We start from the raw sequence: 17,681 nt of genomic DNA, 5'->3' as shown, positions 1-17,681 counted from the left end.
AGCCCGCAGACGGGCTGATCGGGTATTAGGTGCGTGGCTATGACTTACTTGGCGTACTTGGTCTTCACGTTGGCCTGGCACTTGTCCTTGGCATCGCCGGACATGGCATCGCACTTTTCCTTGTCAGCCTTGTAGGCAGCGTCCACGGTGTCCTTCCTGGCATCGGCGCGCGCTTCGGCTACGTCCGTGCTGGTGCCGGTAGCAGCAGCCTTCTCGACCTTGGCCACGCCGAGGGCTTGCTCGTGGGCAGCCTTGGCTTCCTTCACGCACACGTCCTTGTCATTGCCCTTCTTGTCGTCGCACGTTTCCTTGGCCACGCTGTAGTCGCCATCCGCCTTGACCTTGTCCGCCTTGGCGCGCGCCTTTTCCGTGCCATCGCGGGCGGCCTCGGCGTTGGCCTTGGCCACGCTTTCGTCGCGCTTCGCTTCCTTCACGCAAACATCCTTGGCGTTGTCCTTGAGGCTGTCGCACTGGGCGCGCGCAGCCTTGTAGTTGGCGTTAGCGGTTTTCACGGCCGCGTCGTAGTCCGCTTTGGAACCTGCTGGTGTGGCATGCGCCAGCGTAAAGGCGGCAGGGCCGGCAAACATCATCGAACACACTGCTGCGCTCAGCCATTTCTTCATCATGTCGTGCTCCTTTTTCAGTGGCGGAATATTGTGGAGAGCGGCCTCGTCGTCAGGCACCTGCCTGGTGCGATCCGCGTTTGCCCACACCGTAGATTCAGAGTACGCACAGGCCCTTCGCGCAATCAGGTGTCACGCTCCGAAAGCCGCGTAAGACAAATCCGACATGATTCCCGGGCCACACAGCCCTGCGGCGCTCCGCCGCAGCGCCGGGGAGCGCCATCGGCGCTAGACTGGCGCGCTTCCCTGGAGAATCCACATGACCGCATCCCGCCTGCTGCCCGCAGTAACCATCGCACTGGCCTCGCTCGGCGCAAGCTGGGCCCCCGCAGCGCTCGCGCACATCGTGTTCGGGCAGAAGACCGCCACCGCGGGCAGCTACTTCAAGGGTGCGCTGATGGTGGGCCACGGCTGCAACGGCAGCGCCACGCGCGCCATTACCGTGACTATCCCGGAAGGCGTGCAAGGCGCCCATCCGCAACCCAAGGCAGGCTGGCAACTGGAAGTGAAACGCGCGCCGCTGGCCAAGCCCTATACCTCGCACGGCAAGACCGTGAGCGAGGACGTGCGCACGCTGCGGTGGTTCGCCGGCTCGCTGGCCGACGCGCATTTCGATGAGTTCGTGATGTTGATGAAGCTGCCGGAGCAGGCAGGCAAGCTGTATTTTCCGGTGGTGCAGGAGTGCGAGGACGGCCGCACCGAGTGGACACAAATCCCCGCCGACGGCCAGAGCCTGCGTGAGCTGAAAACGCCTGCGGCGGAACTGGAACTGACCGCGCCGATGCCGGCAGGGCATGTGCACGCGCATTGAACGGGCACAGCAAACGACAAAAAGGGCGCACCGTGATGCGCCCTTTTTGATGCTGACTGCTATCGACTACAGCACGTAGCGCGACAGGTCTTCGTTGCCGGCGAGATCGCCCAGGCGTTCGTCCACATAGGCTGCATCGATGGTGACAGTCTCGCCCGAGGATCTGGTAGCGTGGAAGGACAGGTCCTCCAGCAGCCGCTCCATGACGGTGTACAAGCGGCGCGCGCCGATGTTCTCGACCTTCTCGTTGACCGAGAAAGCAATCTCGGCGAGGCGGCGGATGCCGTCCGGCGCGAACACCAACTGGACCTGCTCCGTGTTCAGCAGCGCCTGATATTGCTTGGTCAGGCTGGCGTCGGTCTGGGTCAGGATGGCTTCGAAGTCGGATACCGACAGCGATTCCAGCTCGACCCGGATCGGGAAGCGGCCCTGCAGTTCGGGGATCAGGTCGCTGGGCTTGGACAGGTGGAAAGCACCCGAGGCAATGAACAGGATGTGGTCGGTCTTGATCATGCCGTACTTGGTGTTGACCGTCGTGCCCTCGACCAGCGGCAGCAAATCGCGCTGCACGCCCTGGCGCGACACTTCGCCGCCGCCCAGTTCGCTGCGGCTGGCGATCTTGTCGATCTCGTCCAGGAACACGATGCCGTTCTGCTCCACATTGGCGACCGCCTTATGCTTGACCTCTTCGTCATTGAGCAGCTTGGCGGCTTCCTCGTCGATCAGCAGCTTGAAGGCCTCGTGCACCTTCATCTTGCGGCGCGCCTTCTTGCCCTGGCCGAGGCCCGCGAACATGGTGCGGATCTGCTCGGTCATGTCTTCCATGCCCGGAGGGCCCATGATGTCCATATTGGGCGAGCCGGCGGAAACCTCGAGCTCGATCTCCTTGTCGTCGAGCTGGCCTTCGCGCAATTTCTTGCGGAACACCTGGCGGGTGTTGGAATCCTTTTCCTCGGGCTGGTTGAAGCCGATATCGCGCGGCGGCGGCAGCAGTACGTCGAGCAGGCGGTCCTCGGCGGCTTCCTCGGCCTTGGTGCGCACCTTTTTCATTTCGGATTCGCGGGCTTGCTTGACCGCCATCTCGGCGAGGTCGCGCACGATCGTATCGACGTCGCGGCCTACGTAGCCCACCTCGGTAAACTTGGTGGCCTCGATCTTGATGAACGGCGCATCGGCCAGCTTGGCCAGGCGGCGCGCGATCTCGGTCTTGCCGACGCCGGTCGGTCCGATCATCAGGATGTTCTTGGGCGTGATTTCCTGACGCAGGGGCTCTTCCACCTGCTGCCGGCGCCAGCGGTTGCGCAGCGCGACCGCTACCGCCTTCTTGGCCTTGTTCTGGCCGATGATGTGCTTATCGAGTTCGGAAACAATTTCCGACGGGGTCATGGTATGCGACATGGTATCCGTTCAGTGGAAGACGGGCCGGAGCGCGGCGGCCCCCGGTCCCAGGCGGCCGCGCGTCGAGGGACTACGCGGCCGTCCGACGCTCATTCCAGCGTCTCGATGACGAAATTGGTGTTGGTGTAGATGCAGAGTTCGCCGGCGATGCCCAGCGACTTCTCCACGATGTCCTTGGGTGAAAGCTCGGTGTTCTCCACCAGCGCCTTGGCCGCCGACTGCGCGTAGGCGCCGCCCGAGCCGATCGCGGCCACGCCGCCCTCGGGGTCGAGCACGTCGCCGTTGCCGGTGATCACCAGGGTGGTGTCGCGGTCGGCCGTGATCAGCATGGCTTCGAGCCGGCGCAGCGCGCGGTCCGAGCGCCAGTCCTTGGCGAGGTCGACGGCGGCGCGGGTCAGGTTGCCCTGGTACTTCTCCAGCTTGGCCTCGAAGCGATCAAGCAGCGAGAAGGCATCCGCGGTGCTGCCGGCAAAGCCGACCAGTACCTTGCCGTTGTAGATGCGCCGCACCTTGCGTGCGGTGCCCTTCATCACAATATTGCCAAGAGTGACCTGGCCGTCACCGCCGACTGCAACCTGGTTGCCGCGCCGGACGCTGACGATGGTAGTGCCGTGATACTGTTCCATGGTGGCTTCGCGAGAATATGTCTTGGACGTAGGTGGCGACGGGTGCGGCCGAATTCAAGGGCCACCGCGCCGGCCATCCCTGGCGCCCCCTGCCGGACCGAAAGCAACCAGATCAATATAGACGAGCAGGCCACAGCAAGCGCGGGGGCGCGGCAAGCCGGGGGATGAATCGGGATAGGGGCGGTCAGGTAATCTGACCGGTCCCCTCCCACACCACCTGGCATGCGGGTCCGCACCAGGCGGTTGGAATGGTTGAGGTCGTCAGGCTTGTGTTGCTCCCGACCCGACGCCCAGGCTTGCCTTTGTCCGGTTCGGCGGAACTGATTCCTCGCTGCCGGGGCCTGTCGGGCTTCACCCTATCCACCCTACCGACGAGCTTCGCTCTCGCGAACATCTGAGGCGCTTCACTTCCGATAACCAGAGGGCTCCCCCTCCCATTTCTTCGGCCCTTCGCCGGCAGCTTTAGCTTTCCCAGCCACGCCGCCCAACTACTTTGGCCTCTGCTGACTCCTCGCTCCGACTCGACGTCGTTGCCCTTTCAGGCATGAGGCGAGGCCTCCCCAGGTAAGAACGCACTCCTTCACCGCACAGCCGCTGCATTTACGCCACTTCGCCTTGGTCACAAGAGCTTCGCGGTTTCTTGCCCGCTCGCCCTGCTCGGCAGCGCCTTCTATGCAGTTCTTGTCCATCGGCTCGCGATTTACGCTCCACGCTTCCTCCCCACACTCGGTCGCCCTCATGCGGTTGCGCTTCACTTCATTCGCCGTGACCAGCTTATGGCGGGACTTACACCCGCAGGAGTGCGCCCATGCTGGGCGCACAAAACAAAAAGGCCACGCATCGCGCGTGGCCCTTTCTGCATCCGGGGGCTCGCGCCCCGCGGGTGGCGGTAATCAATCCGCGTAGACGCCGGCCTTCTTGATCACCGGGCTCCACTTGCCGATTTCCGCCGACAGGAAGGTCTTCAGCGAATCCGGCGTGGCGCGCTGGGCGGGCACTGCCTCCGCACCCAGCTCGGCCATCTTGGCCCGGAAGGTCGGGTCCGTCACGGCCTTCTGCAGTGCGGCGGAGAGCTTGTCCACCACCGGCTTGGGCGTGCCCTTGGGCGCGTACATGGCGTGCCAGATCTTCACTTCGACACCAGGCAGGCCCTGCTCGGCGGCCGTCGGGATGTCCTTGAAGGCTTCCACGCGGCGGCTCTGCATGGCGGCGTACGGCTTGAGCGCACCCGCCTTGAGCTGGCCGGCGATATTGGTGGTCTGGTCGCACATCAGGTTGACCTGGCCGCCCAGGATATCGGTCAGCGCCGGCGCCGTGCCCTTGTAGGGCACGGTGGTCAGGTCGGTCTGGATCGCGCTCAGGAAGAGCAGGCCGCACAGGTGCGAGGCCGAGCCGATGCCGGCGTTGGCCATCGACAGCTTGCTGGCATTGGCCTTGATATAGGGCAGCAGTTCCTTGAAGCTGGCGGGCGGCAGGTTCTTGTTGCCGATCATCACCATCGGCACGTCGGCGATCTCGCCCACGGTTTCGAAGTCCTTGAGCGGATCGAAACCGAGGTTGCGGTACAGCGCCGGCGCGGTGGACATGCCGATATGGTGGATCAGGATGGTGTAGCCATCGCCCTTGGCCTGCGCAACCTTCTTGGCGCCGATGGTGCCGCCCGCGCCGCCCAGGTTCTCGATCACCATCGTGGTACCCAGGTGCTTGGACATGATCATGACCAGTTCGCGCGACACCTTGTCGGTCGGGCCGCCCGCGGCGAACGGCACCACCACCGAGACCGGCTTGCCGCCCGGGAACTCCTGTGCCTGCGCGCCCGCATGCATCCCCATCACGCCGACCGTCAGCGCGGCAGCCACAAACTGTGCAACTCGTTTCATGCTTTCTCCTGGATACCCTTCTGTTCCCGTCCCGGCACTGCCCCGGCCGGAGTGGCGCGCCCTGTCGGGCACGACCGCCCCTGCGCCGCCGGCCCGATCGGGGCGGCGGCGCCGACCATGACGCGGGCGCAGCGCATACGGCCGGCGCGGCTTGGGCCGCGCGACCGGAGCGCAATGCTATCAATGTCGAAAAATGGCAAATATCCGGAAATACCCGCTAAGACATTTCTTCGACGCGACACACCAAATGTATTCAATGCGCTACAGACAGGTCTTGAGCTGGCTCAACAGGGGCTCAACAGGGGCTCAACAGAAGAAGGCGAGCATTTCCTCCTGCAGCACCCCTGGCGCTTCCTCGGGGATGTAGTGCCCGCACGGGACCGCGCGGCCGCTGACATCGCTCGCCACCTCCTGCCACAGCGACAGCGGCTCGAAACAGCGCGCCACCACGCCGTGCTCGCCCCACAGCACGCGCAGCGGGCAATCGATCCCGCGGCCATCCGCGCGGTCGGCGCGGTCGTGGTCCAGGTCGATGGTGGCGGCCGCACGGTAGTCCTCGCACATGGCGTGCACATGGGCCGGATCGCGCATGGCGGCCGTGTAGGCGGCCATCGCGTCGGGCACGAAGGGACTCAGGCCGGCGTGGCGCAGGCCCATCAGCTTGTTAAGGTAGAACTCCGGCTCGGCATTGATCAGCGTCTCCGGGAACGGCGCCGGCTGGATCAGGAAGAACCAGTGCCAGTAGGCGGCGGCAAACGCCATGCTGGTGCGTTCGTACATGGCCAGCGTAGGGGCGATGTCGAGCAGCATGGCGCGCGAAACCCGGCCGGGGTGGTCCACGCACAAGCGGTGCGCCACGCGGGCGCCGCGGTCGTGGGCGCATAGCGCGAAGACGTTAAAGCCCAGGCGCGCCATCACCTCCACCTGGTCCTGTGCCATCGCGCGCTTGCTGTAGTTCTCGTGGCCGGCGTTGCCCGGCGGCGCACTGCTGCTGCCATAGCCGCGCAGGTCGGTGGCAATGACGGTGAAACGGTCGGCCAGCGCCGGCGCCACCTTGTGCCAGATCAGGTGGCTCTGCGGATGCCCGTGCAGCAACAGCAGGGGTGGGCCCGAGCCGCCCCGAGCGCCGGCGATGGCGACCTCGCCGAGCTGCATGCGGAAAGGCTCGAAATTGGGAAACAGCAGGGCGCTGGCATCGTTCTGCATTCGGGTCTCCTCGGAATCTCCGGAAATACGGCCGGTCTGCGGCGCCTATGCTTGCCCTTGCGCCTCGCGTGCCGCCTGCTGGCGATGATAGACGCAAAGCGGGCGGGCGGCGGCAAAGGCATCAAGCGGCACCGAGTTGACGCAACTGAATTGCATCACCTGTGACGCTATGGTTAAATCGGTCCATGAGCAGCAGCCCCTCCCCCACCCAGGACGTGCCTTCCTCCGCCATGACACCCGCGCCGGGCACCCTGGACGCCGCCCACGAGCGCCTGCGCGAGCTGGGCGCCCGTGTGACCCAGCCGCGCCTTGGCATCCTGGCCTGCCTGATGGAAAGCCATGAGCCGCTGACCCACCAGGCCGTGATCGACCGCATGCCGGCCGACGGCGAAGCGATCGACCGCGTTACCGTCTACCGCGTGCTCGACTGGCTGGTCGAGCAGGGACTGGCCCAGAAGCGGGCCGGCCACGACCGCGTATTCCGCTTCAGCCTGGTCGAGCACGAGGCAGCCCGCGCGCAAGTGCACCGGCAGCACAGCCATTTCCACTGCAACCGCTGCGACCGCACATTCTGCCTGGACGGCGTCAGCGCGCCGGCGCAGGCCGCGCCCAAGGTGCCCAGCGGCTTTGCCGTGGAGCACGTGGAACTCACCGTCAACGGCGTTTGCGCCGAATGCGGCGCACGCACCCATGGCCGGCAAGGCTGAGCGAGGGGGCTGCTTGCCCGCCCCGCACAAGAACGGATAAAAGTTATTCAGACCACACTTACCCGCGCGCACGACAGGCCAAGCGGCATCCCTTCCCGGAGAAAACAATGTCCAAACTGACCCCGGTCACCATCCTGACCGGCTTCCTCGGCAGCGGCAAGACCACCCTGCTCAAGCGCATCCTGAACGAGCAGCACGGCATGAAGATCGCCGTGATCGAAAACGAGTTCGGCGAAGAAAACATCGACAATGAGATCCTGGTGCAGGATGGCCGCGAGCAGATCGTGCAGATGAGCAACGGTTGCATCTGCTGCACCATCCGCGGCGACCTGGTGGCGGCGCTGTCGCAACTGATGACCCGGCGCGATGCCGGCGAGATCGATTTCGACCGGGTGGTGATCGAAACCACCGGCGTGGCCAACCCCGGCCCGGTGGCCCAGACGTTCTTCATGGACGATGAGATCGCCCAGCGCTACCTGCTCGACGCCGTGATCACCCTGGTGGACGCCAAGCACGCCAACCAGCAACTCGACAAACAGGAAGAGGCGCAGCGCCAGGTCGGCTTTGCCGACGCAATCTTCATCACCAAGGCGGACCTGGTGGCGGAAGACGACATCGGCGACCTGCGCCACCGCCTGCTGCACATGAACCCGCGCGCGCCAGTGCGCACGGCGCATTTCGGCGAAGCGCCGATCGACACCATTTTCGACCTGCGTGGCTTCAACCTGAACGAAAAACTGGAAATCGACCCGGATTTCCTGCGCGCCGAGGCCGAAGAGCACGATCACGACCATGGGCACGAGCACGCCCACGGCGAGCATTGCGGCGACGATTGCGGCCATGACAACCACGACCACCACGGTCACGGCCACAAGCACAACCACCACCACCATCACCATCACGCCGACCGCATCGGCTCCTTCGTCTTCCGTAGCGAAAAACCCTTCAACTACGGCAAACTGGAGGAATTCCTGTCCGGCATCCTGTCGGTCTACGGGGAAAAGCTGCTGCGCTACAAGGGCGTGCTCTATATGGACGCGGTGGACCGGAAAGTGGTCTTCCAGGGCGTGCACCAGTTGATGGGCAGCGATATCGGCGCCAAATGGGGCGATGAAACCCCCGGCACCAAAATGGTCTTCATTGGCGTGGACCTGCCCAAGGACGCCATCCTGAAGGGCCTGGCCACCTGCCTGGCCTGAGCCCGCCGGACCCCGCCGCCCGCCCTGACGCCCCCCTCCACCGGAGGGAGGCGGGGATATCAGGGAAAACTCCCCGCTTTTCTCCCATATCTCCAAATTTTTTGTTCAAGTACAATAGGCTGGATTTAGTGCGGGTAACGTAGCCTTTTGTCCTTTGGTCATGGCGCCCGCAATGCAGGGCGGCGGTCGTCGTCAGCATGAGGCGGGCTGCCGGCAGGTGCGGTCGCAGTGCTTGATGCGGAGACCGCCCTCCGCTTGGGCACCCGTCACGCGCCGTCATCGATCGACGCGAGAGAGAGGTGTCCCATGGTAGCCGCAACGAAAACGAAAGAAAGCCGCAGCAAAAGCAGCAGCGCTGCGGCCGAGACGCTGAAGGCGCAGTCCATGGAGGCTGCGCCTGCTCCCCGCGGCAGTACGGCGCACGCCGGTGCGGGCGAGGCCAAGGGAGGCACGCAAAGCAGCAAGACTGCAGCCAGCCAGAGCGAAACGTCCGCACCGCGCAAGCGGCCGGACACTGCACCCGAGCGGACCAAGACGCCGCCGGTCGCACCAACAAGAGAATCAGCAGCAACCATGAGCAGCAATAAACTTCTGACTGAAGCTGAAATCCTGAAGATGGGCGACAAGGATTACATGAACGAGGCGCAACTCGCCTTCTTCAAACATCGCCTTGAGCAGCTGCGCGACGATATCCTGAAGAACGCCGATCAGACCACCGAGCATCTGCGCGAAACGGTCATCGTGCCGGATCCGGCCGACCGCGCCACCATCGAGGAAGAGCACGCGCTGGAACTGCGCACGCGCGACCGCGAGCGCAAATTGCTCAAGAAGGTGGAGCAATCCCTGGCCCGCATCGAATCCGGCGACTATGGCTGGTGCGAGGAAACCGGCGAGCCGATCGGCGTGCCGCGCCTGCTGGCGCGCCCCACCGCCACGCTCTCGCTGGAAGCCCAGCAGCGCCGCGAACTTCGCCAGAAGCTGTTCGGCGACTGATCCGCAGCCTGCCCGCGCAGCCCGACGGCCCGGTTCTCCGGGCCGTTTTGCTTGGGCACATGCCACCGGCCGGGCAAGGCGCCCTTTCGTCTTTCGCCTTTGTGGTGTCACAGTCACGGGCCTATCATTAGGAACGGCGGGATTCTTGCGGCCAACGCGCCCTGAATTGCCTGCTTTCCCGACCGCTTTCTGATACAGTCGCAACTTTGTTGCAATAACGCGCGCCGCCCTGCCCCGGCGCGCCTCGATGCCATGGCCGATCGCCTGCCCGTCACCGTGCTATCCGGATTCCTCGGTGCCGGCAAGACTACCCTGCTCAATCATGTACTAGCCAACCGCGAAGGCAAGCGGGTGGCTGTGATCGTCAACGACCTGGCCGATGTCAACATTGATGCCCGGCTGCTTGGCGACGGCATGCTGGCGCAGGCGGGCGAGCGCCTGATCGAACTGACCAACGGCTGCATCTGCTGCACGCTGCGCGAGGACTTGCTGACCGAGATCGGCAAACTGGCGCGCGAGGGCCGCTTCGATTACCTGCTGGTGGAGTCGACGGGCGTGGCCGAGCCGCTGCCCATCGCCGAAACCTTCACCTTCGAGGACGAGCACGGCGTGGCGCTGGACAGCATCGCCCGCCTCGACACCATGGTGACGGTGGTCGATGCCGCCCACTTCCTGCAGGATTTCAACGAAGCCGATTTTCTCCAGGACCGTGGCCAGGCCCGCGACGAGGACGACGACCGCACGGTGGTCGACCTACTGATCGAGCAGGTTGAGTTCTGCGACGTGATCGTGCTCAACAAGCTCGACCTCGTCGGCGAGACCGAGCGCGAGCGCCTCGCCGGCATCCTGCATTCGCTCAACCCGCGCGCCAGCATCGTACCGGCGAGCTTCGGCGAAGTGCCGCTGGACAGCATTCTCGACACCGGCCGCTTCGACTTCGATGCCGCCGCCGCGGCGCCGGGCTGGCTGGCCGAACTGCGCGGCGAGCACGTGCCGGAGAGCGAGGCCTACGGCATCGGCAGCTTTGTCTACCGCCGCCGCCGCCCCTTCCATCCGCAGCGCTTTGCCGACCTGATCCATACCGAGTGGCTGCGCGAGCATGGCACTGTGCTGCGCTCCAAGGGCTTCTTCTGGCTGGCCACGCGCATGCACGCGGCCGGCACCTGGGGCCAGGCCGGCGGCGTATGCCGCCACGGCGGCGCCGGCGCCTGGTGGGCCGCGCTGGACCCGGCCGAATGGCCGGACGACGAAGCAGGCCGCGCCGGACTGGTAGCCGACATGACGGTGGACGGCAAACCCGCCCTCTATGGCGATCGCCGGCAGGAACTGGTGCTGATCGGCCAGGATCTGGACCGCCCCGCGCTCGAGGCCCTGCTCGATGCCTGCCTGCTGACCGATGCCGAAATGGCGGACGGCCCCGACGCCTGGGCGCAGTACGCCGACCCGTTCCCGAGCTGGGATGACGGCCTGGAGGGCGAGGGCGACGATCACGAGCATGGTGAGGACTGCGGTTGCGATGACCACGGTCATCACCACGTGCACGGTCACGGCGGGCATGGGCACTAACCCCCTGCCGCTCTGGCAACGCCTGCAGCGCCGCCGCGCCCGCGGCCTCGGCCTGTGGCCGGCCCTATGGCTGGCGCTGTGCCTTCTGCTGGCCCAGCATGCCGGCCTGACGCACCGCATCCATCACGGCGGGCTGCTCAGCCCGCCACAGCAGGCGAACACCAGTAATGGCGAGCCTGGCCCTGGCCACGACAGAGCCGCTGTCACGGCCTCCGGCACCGACGCGATCCAGGCCGCCGACCCCGGCCAGCCCTTCTCGCTGAAGCTGGCAGGGCACTTCTGCGTCTTGTTCGATGGCGCCACAGTGGCCGCCAGCCATTGCGGCACGCCGGTCATGCCGGCGCTCACGCACCTGCAATCGCCGGTTCCGTTCAGCGTCGGCTGGCGCCGGCCTGACCTGCAGCATCCCCAGCCTTTCCGCTCGCGCGCACCCCCGGCCGTTCACGCTCAAGCCTGAACCCCGGGCGGCGGCCACCCTGCCGCTGCTCGCCGCCTGACGCAACGCGCCACGCTTCCGAACCGCCCTGCCCGCCGCCGCCCAGCGCATTTCGCGCCGGGCGGCGCATGGCCGGCGCTCGCATGCCAGCGCCCAGCGTTCGATAGCATCCAAGAACACCGCGAGCCATGTCTTTCCGCCTCCAACAAGAACACCGCGTGCGGCGCACGCCGCTCGCCGCCATTGCGGCCCTGATCGCCTCCGCCTCCGTTTCCACCGGCGCCTTCGCGCAAGGCGCCCCCGCCGCTCCGGCACCTGCCGCTGCCAGCGAAGCAACGCCGGCGCCCTCGGCCACCCTGCGCGAGGTGGTCGTCACCGCCAACCCGCTGGGCAGCGAGCTCACCGACCTGGTGGCGCCGGTCTCCTCCCTCGGCGGCGATGCCCTCACCGTGCGCCAGGGCAGCACGCTGGGCGACACCCTGGACAAGCTGCCGGGCGTGTCCTCCAGCTACTTCGGCCCCAATGCCAGCCGCCCGATCATTCGTGGCCTGGACGGCGACCGCATCAAGGTGCTGCAGAACGGCGGCAGCACCATCGACGCTTCCACGCTGTCCAACGACCACGCCGTGGCGCTCGACCCGCTGGTGGCCGAACGCATCGAAGTGGTGCGCGGCCCGGCCGCGCTGATGTACGGCGGCAACGCCATCGGCGGCGTGGTCAACGTCATCGACAACCGCATTCCCAAGGAGCCGATCGAGGGCATCGGCGGCGCGGTCGAAGCCAGCGCCACCGCCGGCGGCGACGTCGCGCGCAACTCCAGTGGCCTGATCGAGGCCGGCAACGGCCAGTTCGCCATCCACGCCGATGCATTCGTGCGCAAGACCAGCGACCTGCACATTCCCGGCTACGCCCGCAGCGCCGCCCTGCGCAACAGCCAGCCGCTCCCGGACGGCGAAAGCGAGGCCTACGGCCGCCTGCCCAACACCAGTTCGCAGCAGCAAGGCGGCTCGCTGGGCGGCTCCTACACCTGGGCCGACGGCTTCGTCGGCGCCAACTACAGCGAATATCACAACGCATACGGCACGCCGGCCGAGGACAACGTGCGCCTCCAGATGCACCAGCAACGTTTCGCGCTGGAGGGCGAGGCTCGCAACCTGACAGCCAATACCGGCGGCTTTATCGAATCGGTCAAGGGCAAGTTCAGCTATACCGACTACGAGCACAAGGAAATCGAGGGGGGCCAGACCGGCACCATCTTCAAGAACAACGGCTGGGATGCGCGCTTCGAGGCCAAGCACGCGCGTATCGGCAACATGACGGGCGTGATCGGCACCCAGTTCGCTTCGACTCGCTTCTCGGCGCTCGGCGAGGAGGCCTTCGTGCCGACCACCGATACCGACAATGCCGCGCTGTTCATCTTCGAGGAAATGCCGCTGACCGCCGACGGCGACCTCAAGCTCAACCTGGGCGGCCGCATGGACCACACCAGCCTGAAGTCCTACGCCAACGGCAACGACCGTTTCGCCGACGCCAGCCGCAGCTTCAACGCCGGCAGCGCCTCGGCCGGCCTGCTCTACAAGCTGGCGCCGGCCTGGTCGCTGACCAGCAATCTGGCCTACACGGAGCGCGCTCCCACCTTCTACGAGCTGTACGCCAACGGCCCCCACCTGGCCACCGGCTCATGGGAGCAAGGCGACCCCAACGCCGCCAAGGAACGCGCCACCTCGCTGGACCTGGGCGTGCGCTTCAAGTCCGGTCCGCACAGCGCCGGCATCTCCGGCTACTACAGCCGCTTCTCGAACTACCTGGCGCTCACCAACACCGGCACGGCACGCGACGCGGAAGGCGATTTCGTGACCCCCGGCAGCGCCGGCGCGCTGCCGGTGATGCAGTACATGGGCGTGCCGGCCACGATGTATGGCTTCGAGGCCGAAGGCAAGGCGCGCGTGGCGCAGAAGCTGCTGACCGGCAGCGACACCCTCGACCTGGAAACCCGCGCCGACTACGTGCGCGGCGAGAACCGCAGCACCGGCCAGCCGCTGCCGCGGCTGGCGCCGCTGCGCCTGGGCGGCTCGCTGGTCTATGGCGCCGGCCCCTGGGGCGCGCGCGCTGACGTCACCTATGCGGCCCGGCAAACCCGTGTGCCAGCCAATGACACGCCCACCGACGCCTACACCCTGCTCGGCGTGTCCATCACCTACAAGTTCAAGGTGGCGGGCTCCCAGACCCTGGTCTACCTGCGCGGCGATAACCTGACCAACCAGGATGCGCGCATGGCCACTTCGATCCTGCGCGACATTGCGCCGCTGCCAGGTCGCAGCGTCAAGCTGGGCGTGCGCACGACGTTCTGAGCACGGCCTGGGGCGCGAACGGGGGCGCGGCCCCCGCTCCGGGCCTCAGGCAATCCCGTTGCGGCCGTGCCGCGCGAATCCTTCGCGCGCGCCGAGCCGCTCGAAGTAGGCCGCCACCGCGGGGAAGGCGGGGTGCGCCAGCGGCGTGGCATACCAGCGGTTCACCGACAAGCCGATCGGGATGTCCGCGAGCGTGAAGTGCTCGCCGGCGACAAAGGCGCCGGTGTCTGCAAGCTGCCGCTCCAGGATGCCGATATGCCTTGCCCAGCTGGCAACGGAGAGAGCGGTCTCCCGCTCGTCCCGGTGCAACGGCGATTGCCGAACCAGCGCCATGAAAGCGTAGCGCCACGCATTGTTCAGCTCCGTCGCCTGCCAGTCCATCCATTGATCCACCCGTGCGCGCTCCCGCGCGGTGCCTGGGTAAAGGGTGCCATCGCCGTAGCGCGACGCCAGGTAGCGGATGATGGAGTTCGACTCCCACAGCACGAAGCCATCGTCGTCGATCACCGGCACCATGGCGTTCGGATTCAGCGCGAGGAATTCCGCGCTATCCGTCGCGCGATAGCCTGAACCCCAGTCCTCGCGCACGAACGGCAAGCGGAGTTCGTCGCAGCACCAGAGCACTTTGCGGACATTGATGGAGGAGGCTTTTCCGAGAATCTTCAGCATGGATGGGCGGCGCCGCTGGCGGAGTGGATGCGGCGTCCACTATACGGCGCGACTGTCAGGCCGCACAGGAACAGTTGCGCTGTTTCGCGGCGAGCCACTCGGCCCGTTCGTGCCACACAGCAGGGAAAACACGCGGCAAAACGGCACGCCGGCTGTGCATGGCCGCATCGTGCCGGTGCATCCGGCGCTGCGGGTCTGCCCGCCTTGACATGGATGTCTGCGACTCCCGACAATCCCTGCACAGCATCTTGCGCATCTTGCGCATCACGCCGACCAGGGACTCATCGATGACCATCATCCGCCGCGCCCTCGGCGCCGCAGCGCTTGCCACGAGCCTTGCCTGCGCCGCCCTCTCCCCGACCGCTTTTGCCGCGGGCCTCACCATCGGCCTGTCCGGGGACATCACCTCGCTGGATCCGCATTATCACAACGTCACGCCCAACGCGAACGTGGCCGAGCATATGTTCGAAGCCCTGATTGCCAAGGACGAGAAGATGCGCTTCAAGCCGGCGCTGGCGCTATCGTGGAAGCCGGTCGACGACACTACCTGGGAGGTCAAGCTGCGCCCCGGCGTGAAGTTCCACGACGGCAGCGAGTTCACCTCGGCCGACGTGGTCTACTCGCTTAACCGCCCCGCCACGGTCAAGAACAGCCCCTCGCCGTACACCATCTACACCAAGGGCTTCAAAGACATCGTCGCGGTCGACAAGCTGACCGTGCGCATCACCACCCACGGCCCCTACCCGCTGGTTCCCAACGACCTGTCCACCATCTACATGGTGTCGAAGAAGGTCGCCGAGAACGCCACCAGCGAAGACTTCAACAGCGGCCGCGCGATGGTGGGCACCGGCCCCTACAAGTTCGCCAGCTTCCGCAAGGGCGACCGCGTGGAACTGACCCGCAACGAAGCCTACTGGGGTAACAAGCCGGAATGGGACACGGTCTCGCTGCGCATCCTCACCAACGACGCGCCGCGCGTCGCAGCATTGCTTGCCGGCGACGTGCAGGTCATCGAGAACGTGCCCACGTCGGATATCCGCAAGCTCTCGGCCGATCCCGGCGTGAGCGTGTTCAAGGTGTCCACCTTCCGCATGATGTACCTGCACCTCGACACCAACCGCGACGTCACGCCCTTCGTCACCGACAAGGCCGGCAAGCCGCTGGCGAAGAACCCGCTGAAAGACCCGCGCGTACGCGCCGCGATCTCGCACGCCATCTCCCGCCAGGCCATCGTCGACCGCGTGATGGAAGGCGCCGCCGAACCCACCGGCCAGCTGGTCAACTCCACGCTCTTCGGCTATGTGCCGGGCCTCAGGCCCGATACCTTCGATGCGGCCGGCGCCAAGAAGCTGCTGGCCGACGCCGGCTACCCGGACGGCTTCCAGCTCACGCTGCATGCGCCCAACAACCGCTACGTCAACGACGAACAGGTCGCGCAGGCCATCGCCTCCATGCTGTCGCGCATCGGCATCCAGGCCAAGGTGGAGGCCATGCCGTCCGCCACCTTCTTCACGCGCGCCAACAAGCTGGAGTTCTCCTTCTTGCTGGCCGGATGGGGCGCGGATACCGGTGAAGCGGGATCGTCGCTGAAGTCGCTGCTGGCAACCTATGACCCGGCCAAGGGCTGGGGCGCATCCAACCGCGGGCGCTACAGCAACCCGGCGCTGGACGCCAAGCTGACCACCGCGCTGACCACCATCGACGATCGTGCCCGCGAGAAGCTGCTGCAGGAGGCCACGGAAATCGGGATCAAGGACTATGGCGTGATTCCGCTCTATTTCCAGATCAATGTCTGGGCGGCGAAGAAGGGATACAAGGTGACGCCGCGGCAGGATGAGCGCACCTACGCGTTTGCCATCACCAAGGGTTGACGGGTGCAAGCTGTCGAGCTGGCCGATCTCGTATTCGATGGCCTGGCACAGACAGCCTCCCTTCGTTTCAGGTCTCCTTGCCCGCGGCCGGGCCGGCATTGCGGTACCACGGCGGCACCAGCGAATACATCGCCGCCGCGCACGGCACGCCGTGCAGCACCAGCCGGTTGCGCGCGATGCATTCGAACTGCGCGCCGATCCTCCCGGCTACGGCGCGGCTGGCCACGTTGTGTTCCGCGGCGACCACCTCCAGCCGCGTCAGCCCGAGCCGGTGGAATCCATAGCAGGCCATCAGTTCCGCCGCGCGCGCGCCCAGTCCCTGCCGCTGCCGGCTCTGGCGGATCCAGTAGCCCAGGTTGGCGAAGTTGTAGTCCCGGTTGATCTGGTTGATGGAGACGCCCCCGTACAACTCCCTGCCGTCCGGCGCGAACACGCCGACATCGTAGGCCTCGCCGATGCCCATGTTCTCAGTGCACATGTCGACCCAGTTCTCGGCATCGCGCACGGTATAGCCCGCATGGCACCACGGCAGCCACTTGCCCACCGTGTCGAGCGATTCGTGCACGGCCGCCACGAACTGCGGCACGTCGGTATAGCGAAAGGGGCGAAGGAGAAAGCCTTGGCCGTGGAGGGGTTGCATGATGCGTCCTTGCGACTGGGTCGGCGGAGGAGTTGCCGGCACCGACTCCCGGCGGTGCGTCGGGCTCTCCCTGCCAGTCAGTGTAGCAATCCGCCAGTCATCGCGCCTTCCTGGCTTCGGCGATCAGCAGCCGGGCCTGCACGCGCGCATGCAGCAGTGCCATGTCGGCATGGCGCAGGCGGGGGTTGCGGCTCAGTGCGGCCATCACCTTGCCGGACTGGTGCGCGGTAGCGATGCCGGCTGTGGCAGCGGTGTTGTCGATCAATGCGTCGAGCTCCGGCTCCGACAGCGGGCGGGCAATGCAGGCGGCCAGGCTTAGCGGGGTGTCGTCGAAGCGGGCGCCGTCGTCGAAATGAATCCAGCCTTCAAGCGTCACGGGCAGGCCGTGCGGGTCGAGCTCGCCGAAGCGCAGCTCGCTGACGTCGACCGCGTGATGGCGGCCGTCGACGTAGATCGAGCCGTCGATATAGCCGGGCTCCGGGTTGAACGGGAACAGCAGGCGCCGGCCTGCCAGTCCTTCCAGGCTTTGCGATGGCAGGCTCACGCCATCGAGACGGATCGCGGTACGCACCGGCGCGCCCCCGAGCACGAAGGGCGCCAGCTCGATCTGCAGGTCGGCGCCGTGCGCATGGATGGCCGAGGGCAAGAGATGCGCGACCAGCGGCTGGAGCAATGCGACGGGAAAGGCAGGCATGGACGACTTCC

17 protein-coding genes are annotated in these 17,681 nt (G+C 66.2%); 8 read left to right on the top strand and 9 right to left on the bottom strand.

Going from position 1 to position 17,681, the window contains the following annotated elements; all coding sequences use genetic code 11:
- Positions 1–44: 44 nt before the first annotated feature.
- On the bottom strand, positions 45–626 hold the full coding sequence (locus ACZY0R_RS38085) for a hypothetical protein (protein WP_488865834.1): 582 nt from the start codon (positions 624–626) through the stop codon (positions 45–47).
- Between the two features lie 256 nt (positions 627–882).
- On the opposite strand from ACZY0R_RS38085, the gene ACZY0R_RS38080 reads away from it, so the two are divergent.
- Positions 883–1,434, top strand: coding sequence for a YcnI family protein (locus ACZY0R_RS38080; protein WP_045236212.1), 552 nt, complete (start codon positions 883–885; stop codon positions 1,432–1,434).
- A gap of 66 nt (positions 1,435–1,500) precedes the next feature.
- Here the strand turns inward: ACZY0R_RS38080 and hslU are convergent, their stop codons facing one another.
- The 4 genes from hslU to ACZY0R_RS38060 all read right to left on the bottom strand — a co-directional run bounded on the left by hslU (position 1,501) and on the right by ACZY0R_RS38060 (position 6,544).
- A complete protein-coding gene (gene hslU, locus ACZY0R_RS38075; RefSeq protein WP_035874378.1) occupies positions 1,501–2,832 on the bottom strand; it encodes an ATP-dependent protease ATPase subunit HslU in 1,332 nt (443 codons plus the stop codon).
- A gap of 89 nt (positions 2,833–2,921) precedes the next feature.
- Positions 2,922–3,458, bottom strand: coding sequence for an ATP-dependent protease subunit HslV (gene hslV / locus ACZY0R_RS38070; RefSeq protein WP_006162714.1), 537 nt, complete (start codon positions 3,456–3,458; stop codon positions 2,922–2,924).
- Between the two features lie 893 nt (positions 3,459–4,351).
- A complete protein-coding gene (locus tag ACZY0R_RS38065; protein ID WP_488865831.1) occupies positions 4,352–5,338 on the bottom strand; it encodes a tripartite tricarboxylate transporter substrate-binding protein in 987 nt (328 codons plus the stop codon).
- A gap of 306 nt (positions 5,339–5,644) precedes the next feature.
- On the bottom strand, positions 5,645–6,544 hold the full coding sequence (locus tag ACZY0R_RS38060) for an alpha/beta fold hydrolase (protein ID WP_488865829.1): 900 nt from the start codon (positions 6,542–6,544) through the stop codon (positions 5,645–5,647).
- A 230-nt stretch (positions 6,545–6,774) separates the two neighbouring features.
- Between ACZY0R_RS38060 and ACZY0R_RS38055 the strand changes: the two genes are divergently transcribed.
- From ACZY0R_RS38055 to ACZY0R_RS38030, 6 genes are all read left to right on the top strand, one after another.
- Positions 6,775–7,251: a Fur family transcriptional regulator gene (locus tag ACZY0R_RS38055; protein ID WP_276286661.1), complete on the top strand. Its 477-nt coding sequence runs from the start codon at positions 6,775–6,777 to the stop codon at positions 7,249–7,251.
- A 107-nt stretch (positions 7,252–7,358) separates the two neighbouring features.
- Positions 7,359–8,450: a CobW family GTP-binding protein gene (locus ACZY0R_RS38050; RefSeq protein ID WP_488865827.1), complete on the top strand. Its 1,092-nt coding sequence runs from the start codon at positions 7,359–7,361 to the stop codon at positions 8,448–8,450.
- A gap of 306 nt (positions 8,451–8,756) precedes the next feature.
- On the top strand, positions 8,757–9,443 hold the full coding sequence (gene dksA, locus ACZY0R_RS38045; RefSeq protein WP_488866410.1) for an RNA polymerase-binding protein DksA: 687 nt from the start codon (positions 8,757–8,759) through the stop codon (positions 9,441–9,443).
- A gap of 252 nt (positions 9,444–9,695) precedes the next feature.
- On the top strand, positions 9,696–11,009 hold the full coding sequence (gene zigA, locus ACZY0R_RS38040; RefSeq protein ID WP_488865825.1) for a zinc metallochaperone GTPase ZigA: 1,314 nt from the start codon (positions 9,696–9,698) through the stop codon (positions 11,007–11,009).
- Positions 10,960–11,466 carry a hypothetical protein gene (locus tag ACZY0R_RS38035; protein ID WP_488865823.1) on the top strand — a complete coding sequence of 169 codons (507 nt, stop codon included), beginning with the start codon at positions 10,960–10,962 and terminating at the stop codon, positions 11,464–11,466. The genes zigA and ACZY0R_RS38035 overlap by 50 nt, the downstream gene beginning before the upstream one ends.
- Before the next feature lie 167 nt (positions 11,467–11,633).
- Positions 11,634–13,796, top strand: a complete 2,163-nt coding sequence (locus tag ACZY0R_RS38030) for a TonB-dependent receptor (RefSeq protein ID WP_488865821.1) — start codon at positions 11,634–11,636, stop codon at positions 13,794–13,796.
- Between the two features lie 45 nt (positions 13,797–13,841).
- Here the strand turns inward: ACZY0R_RS38030 and ACZY0R_RS38025 are convergent, their stop codons facing one another.
- Both ACZY0R_RS38025 and ACZY0R_RS38020 read right to left on the bottom strand, forming a co-directional pair.
- Complete coding sequence (locus tag ACZY0R_RS38025) at positions 13,842–14,465, bottom strand: glutathione S-transferase family protein (RefSeq protein ID WP_488865820.1); 624 nt, start codon at positions 14,463–14,465, stop codon at positions 13,842–13,844.
- Positions 14,466–14,520: 55 nt separating this feature from the next.
- Positions 14,521–14,763, bottom strand: a complete 243-nt coding sequence (locus tag ACZY0R_RS38020; protein WP_488865819.1) for a hypothetical protein — start codon at positions 14,761–14,763, stop codon at positions 14,521–14,523.
- On the opposite strand from ACZY0R_RS38020, the gene ACZY0R_RS38015 reads away from it, so the two are divergent.
- Positions 14,753–16,336: an ABC transporter substrate-binding protein gene (locus ACZY0R_RS38015; RefSeq protein WP_488865817.1), complete on the top strand. Its 1,584-nt coding sequence runs from the start codon at positions 14,753–14,755 to the stop codon at positions 16,334–16,336. The genes ACZY0R_RS38020 and ACZY0R_RS38015 overlap by 11 nt on opposite strands.
- 67 nt (positions 16,337–16,403) lie before the next feature.
- On the opposite strand, the gene ACZY0R_RS38010 is transcribed toward ACZY0R_RS38015, so the two are convergent.
- Together ACZY0R_RS38010 and ACZY0R_RS38005 are read right to left on the bottom strand one after the other, a co-directional pair.
- On the bottom strand, positions 16,404–16,976 hold the full coding sequence (locus ACZY0R_RS38010; protein WP_488865815.1) for a GNAT family N-acetyltransferase: 573 nt from the start codon (positions 16,974–16,976) through the stop codon (positions 16,404–16,406).
- A 97-nt stretch (positions 16,977–17,073) separates the two neighbouring features.
- Positions 17,074–17,670 carry a GatB/YqeY domain-containing protein gene (locus ACZY0R_RS38005; RefSeq protein WP_488865813.1) on the bottom strand — a complete coding sequence of 199 codons (597 nt, stop codon included), beginning with the start codon at positions 17,668–17,670 and terminating at the stop codon, positions 17,074–17,076.
- Between the last annotated feature and the right edge of the window lie 11 nt (positions 17,671–17,681).

The sequence above is a fragment of the Cupriavidus sp. F041 genome, assembly GCF_057814235.1.
Note: the sequence above shows the minus strand (reverse complement) of the source record. Positions and strands in the feature narration are given on the sequence as shown.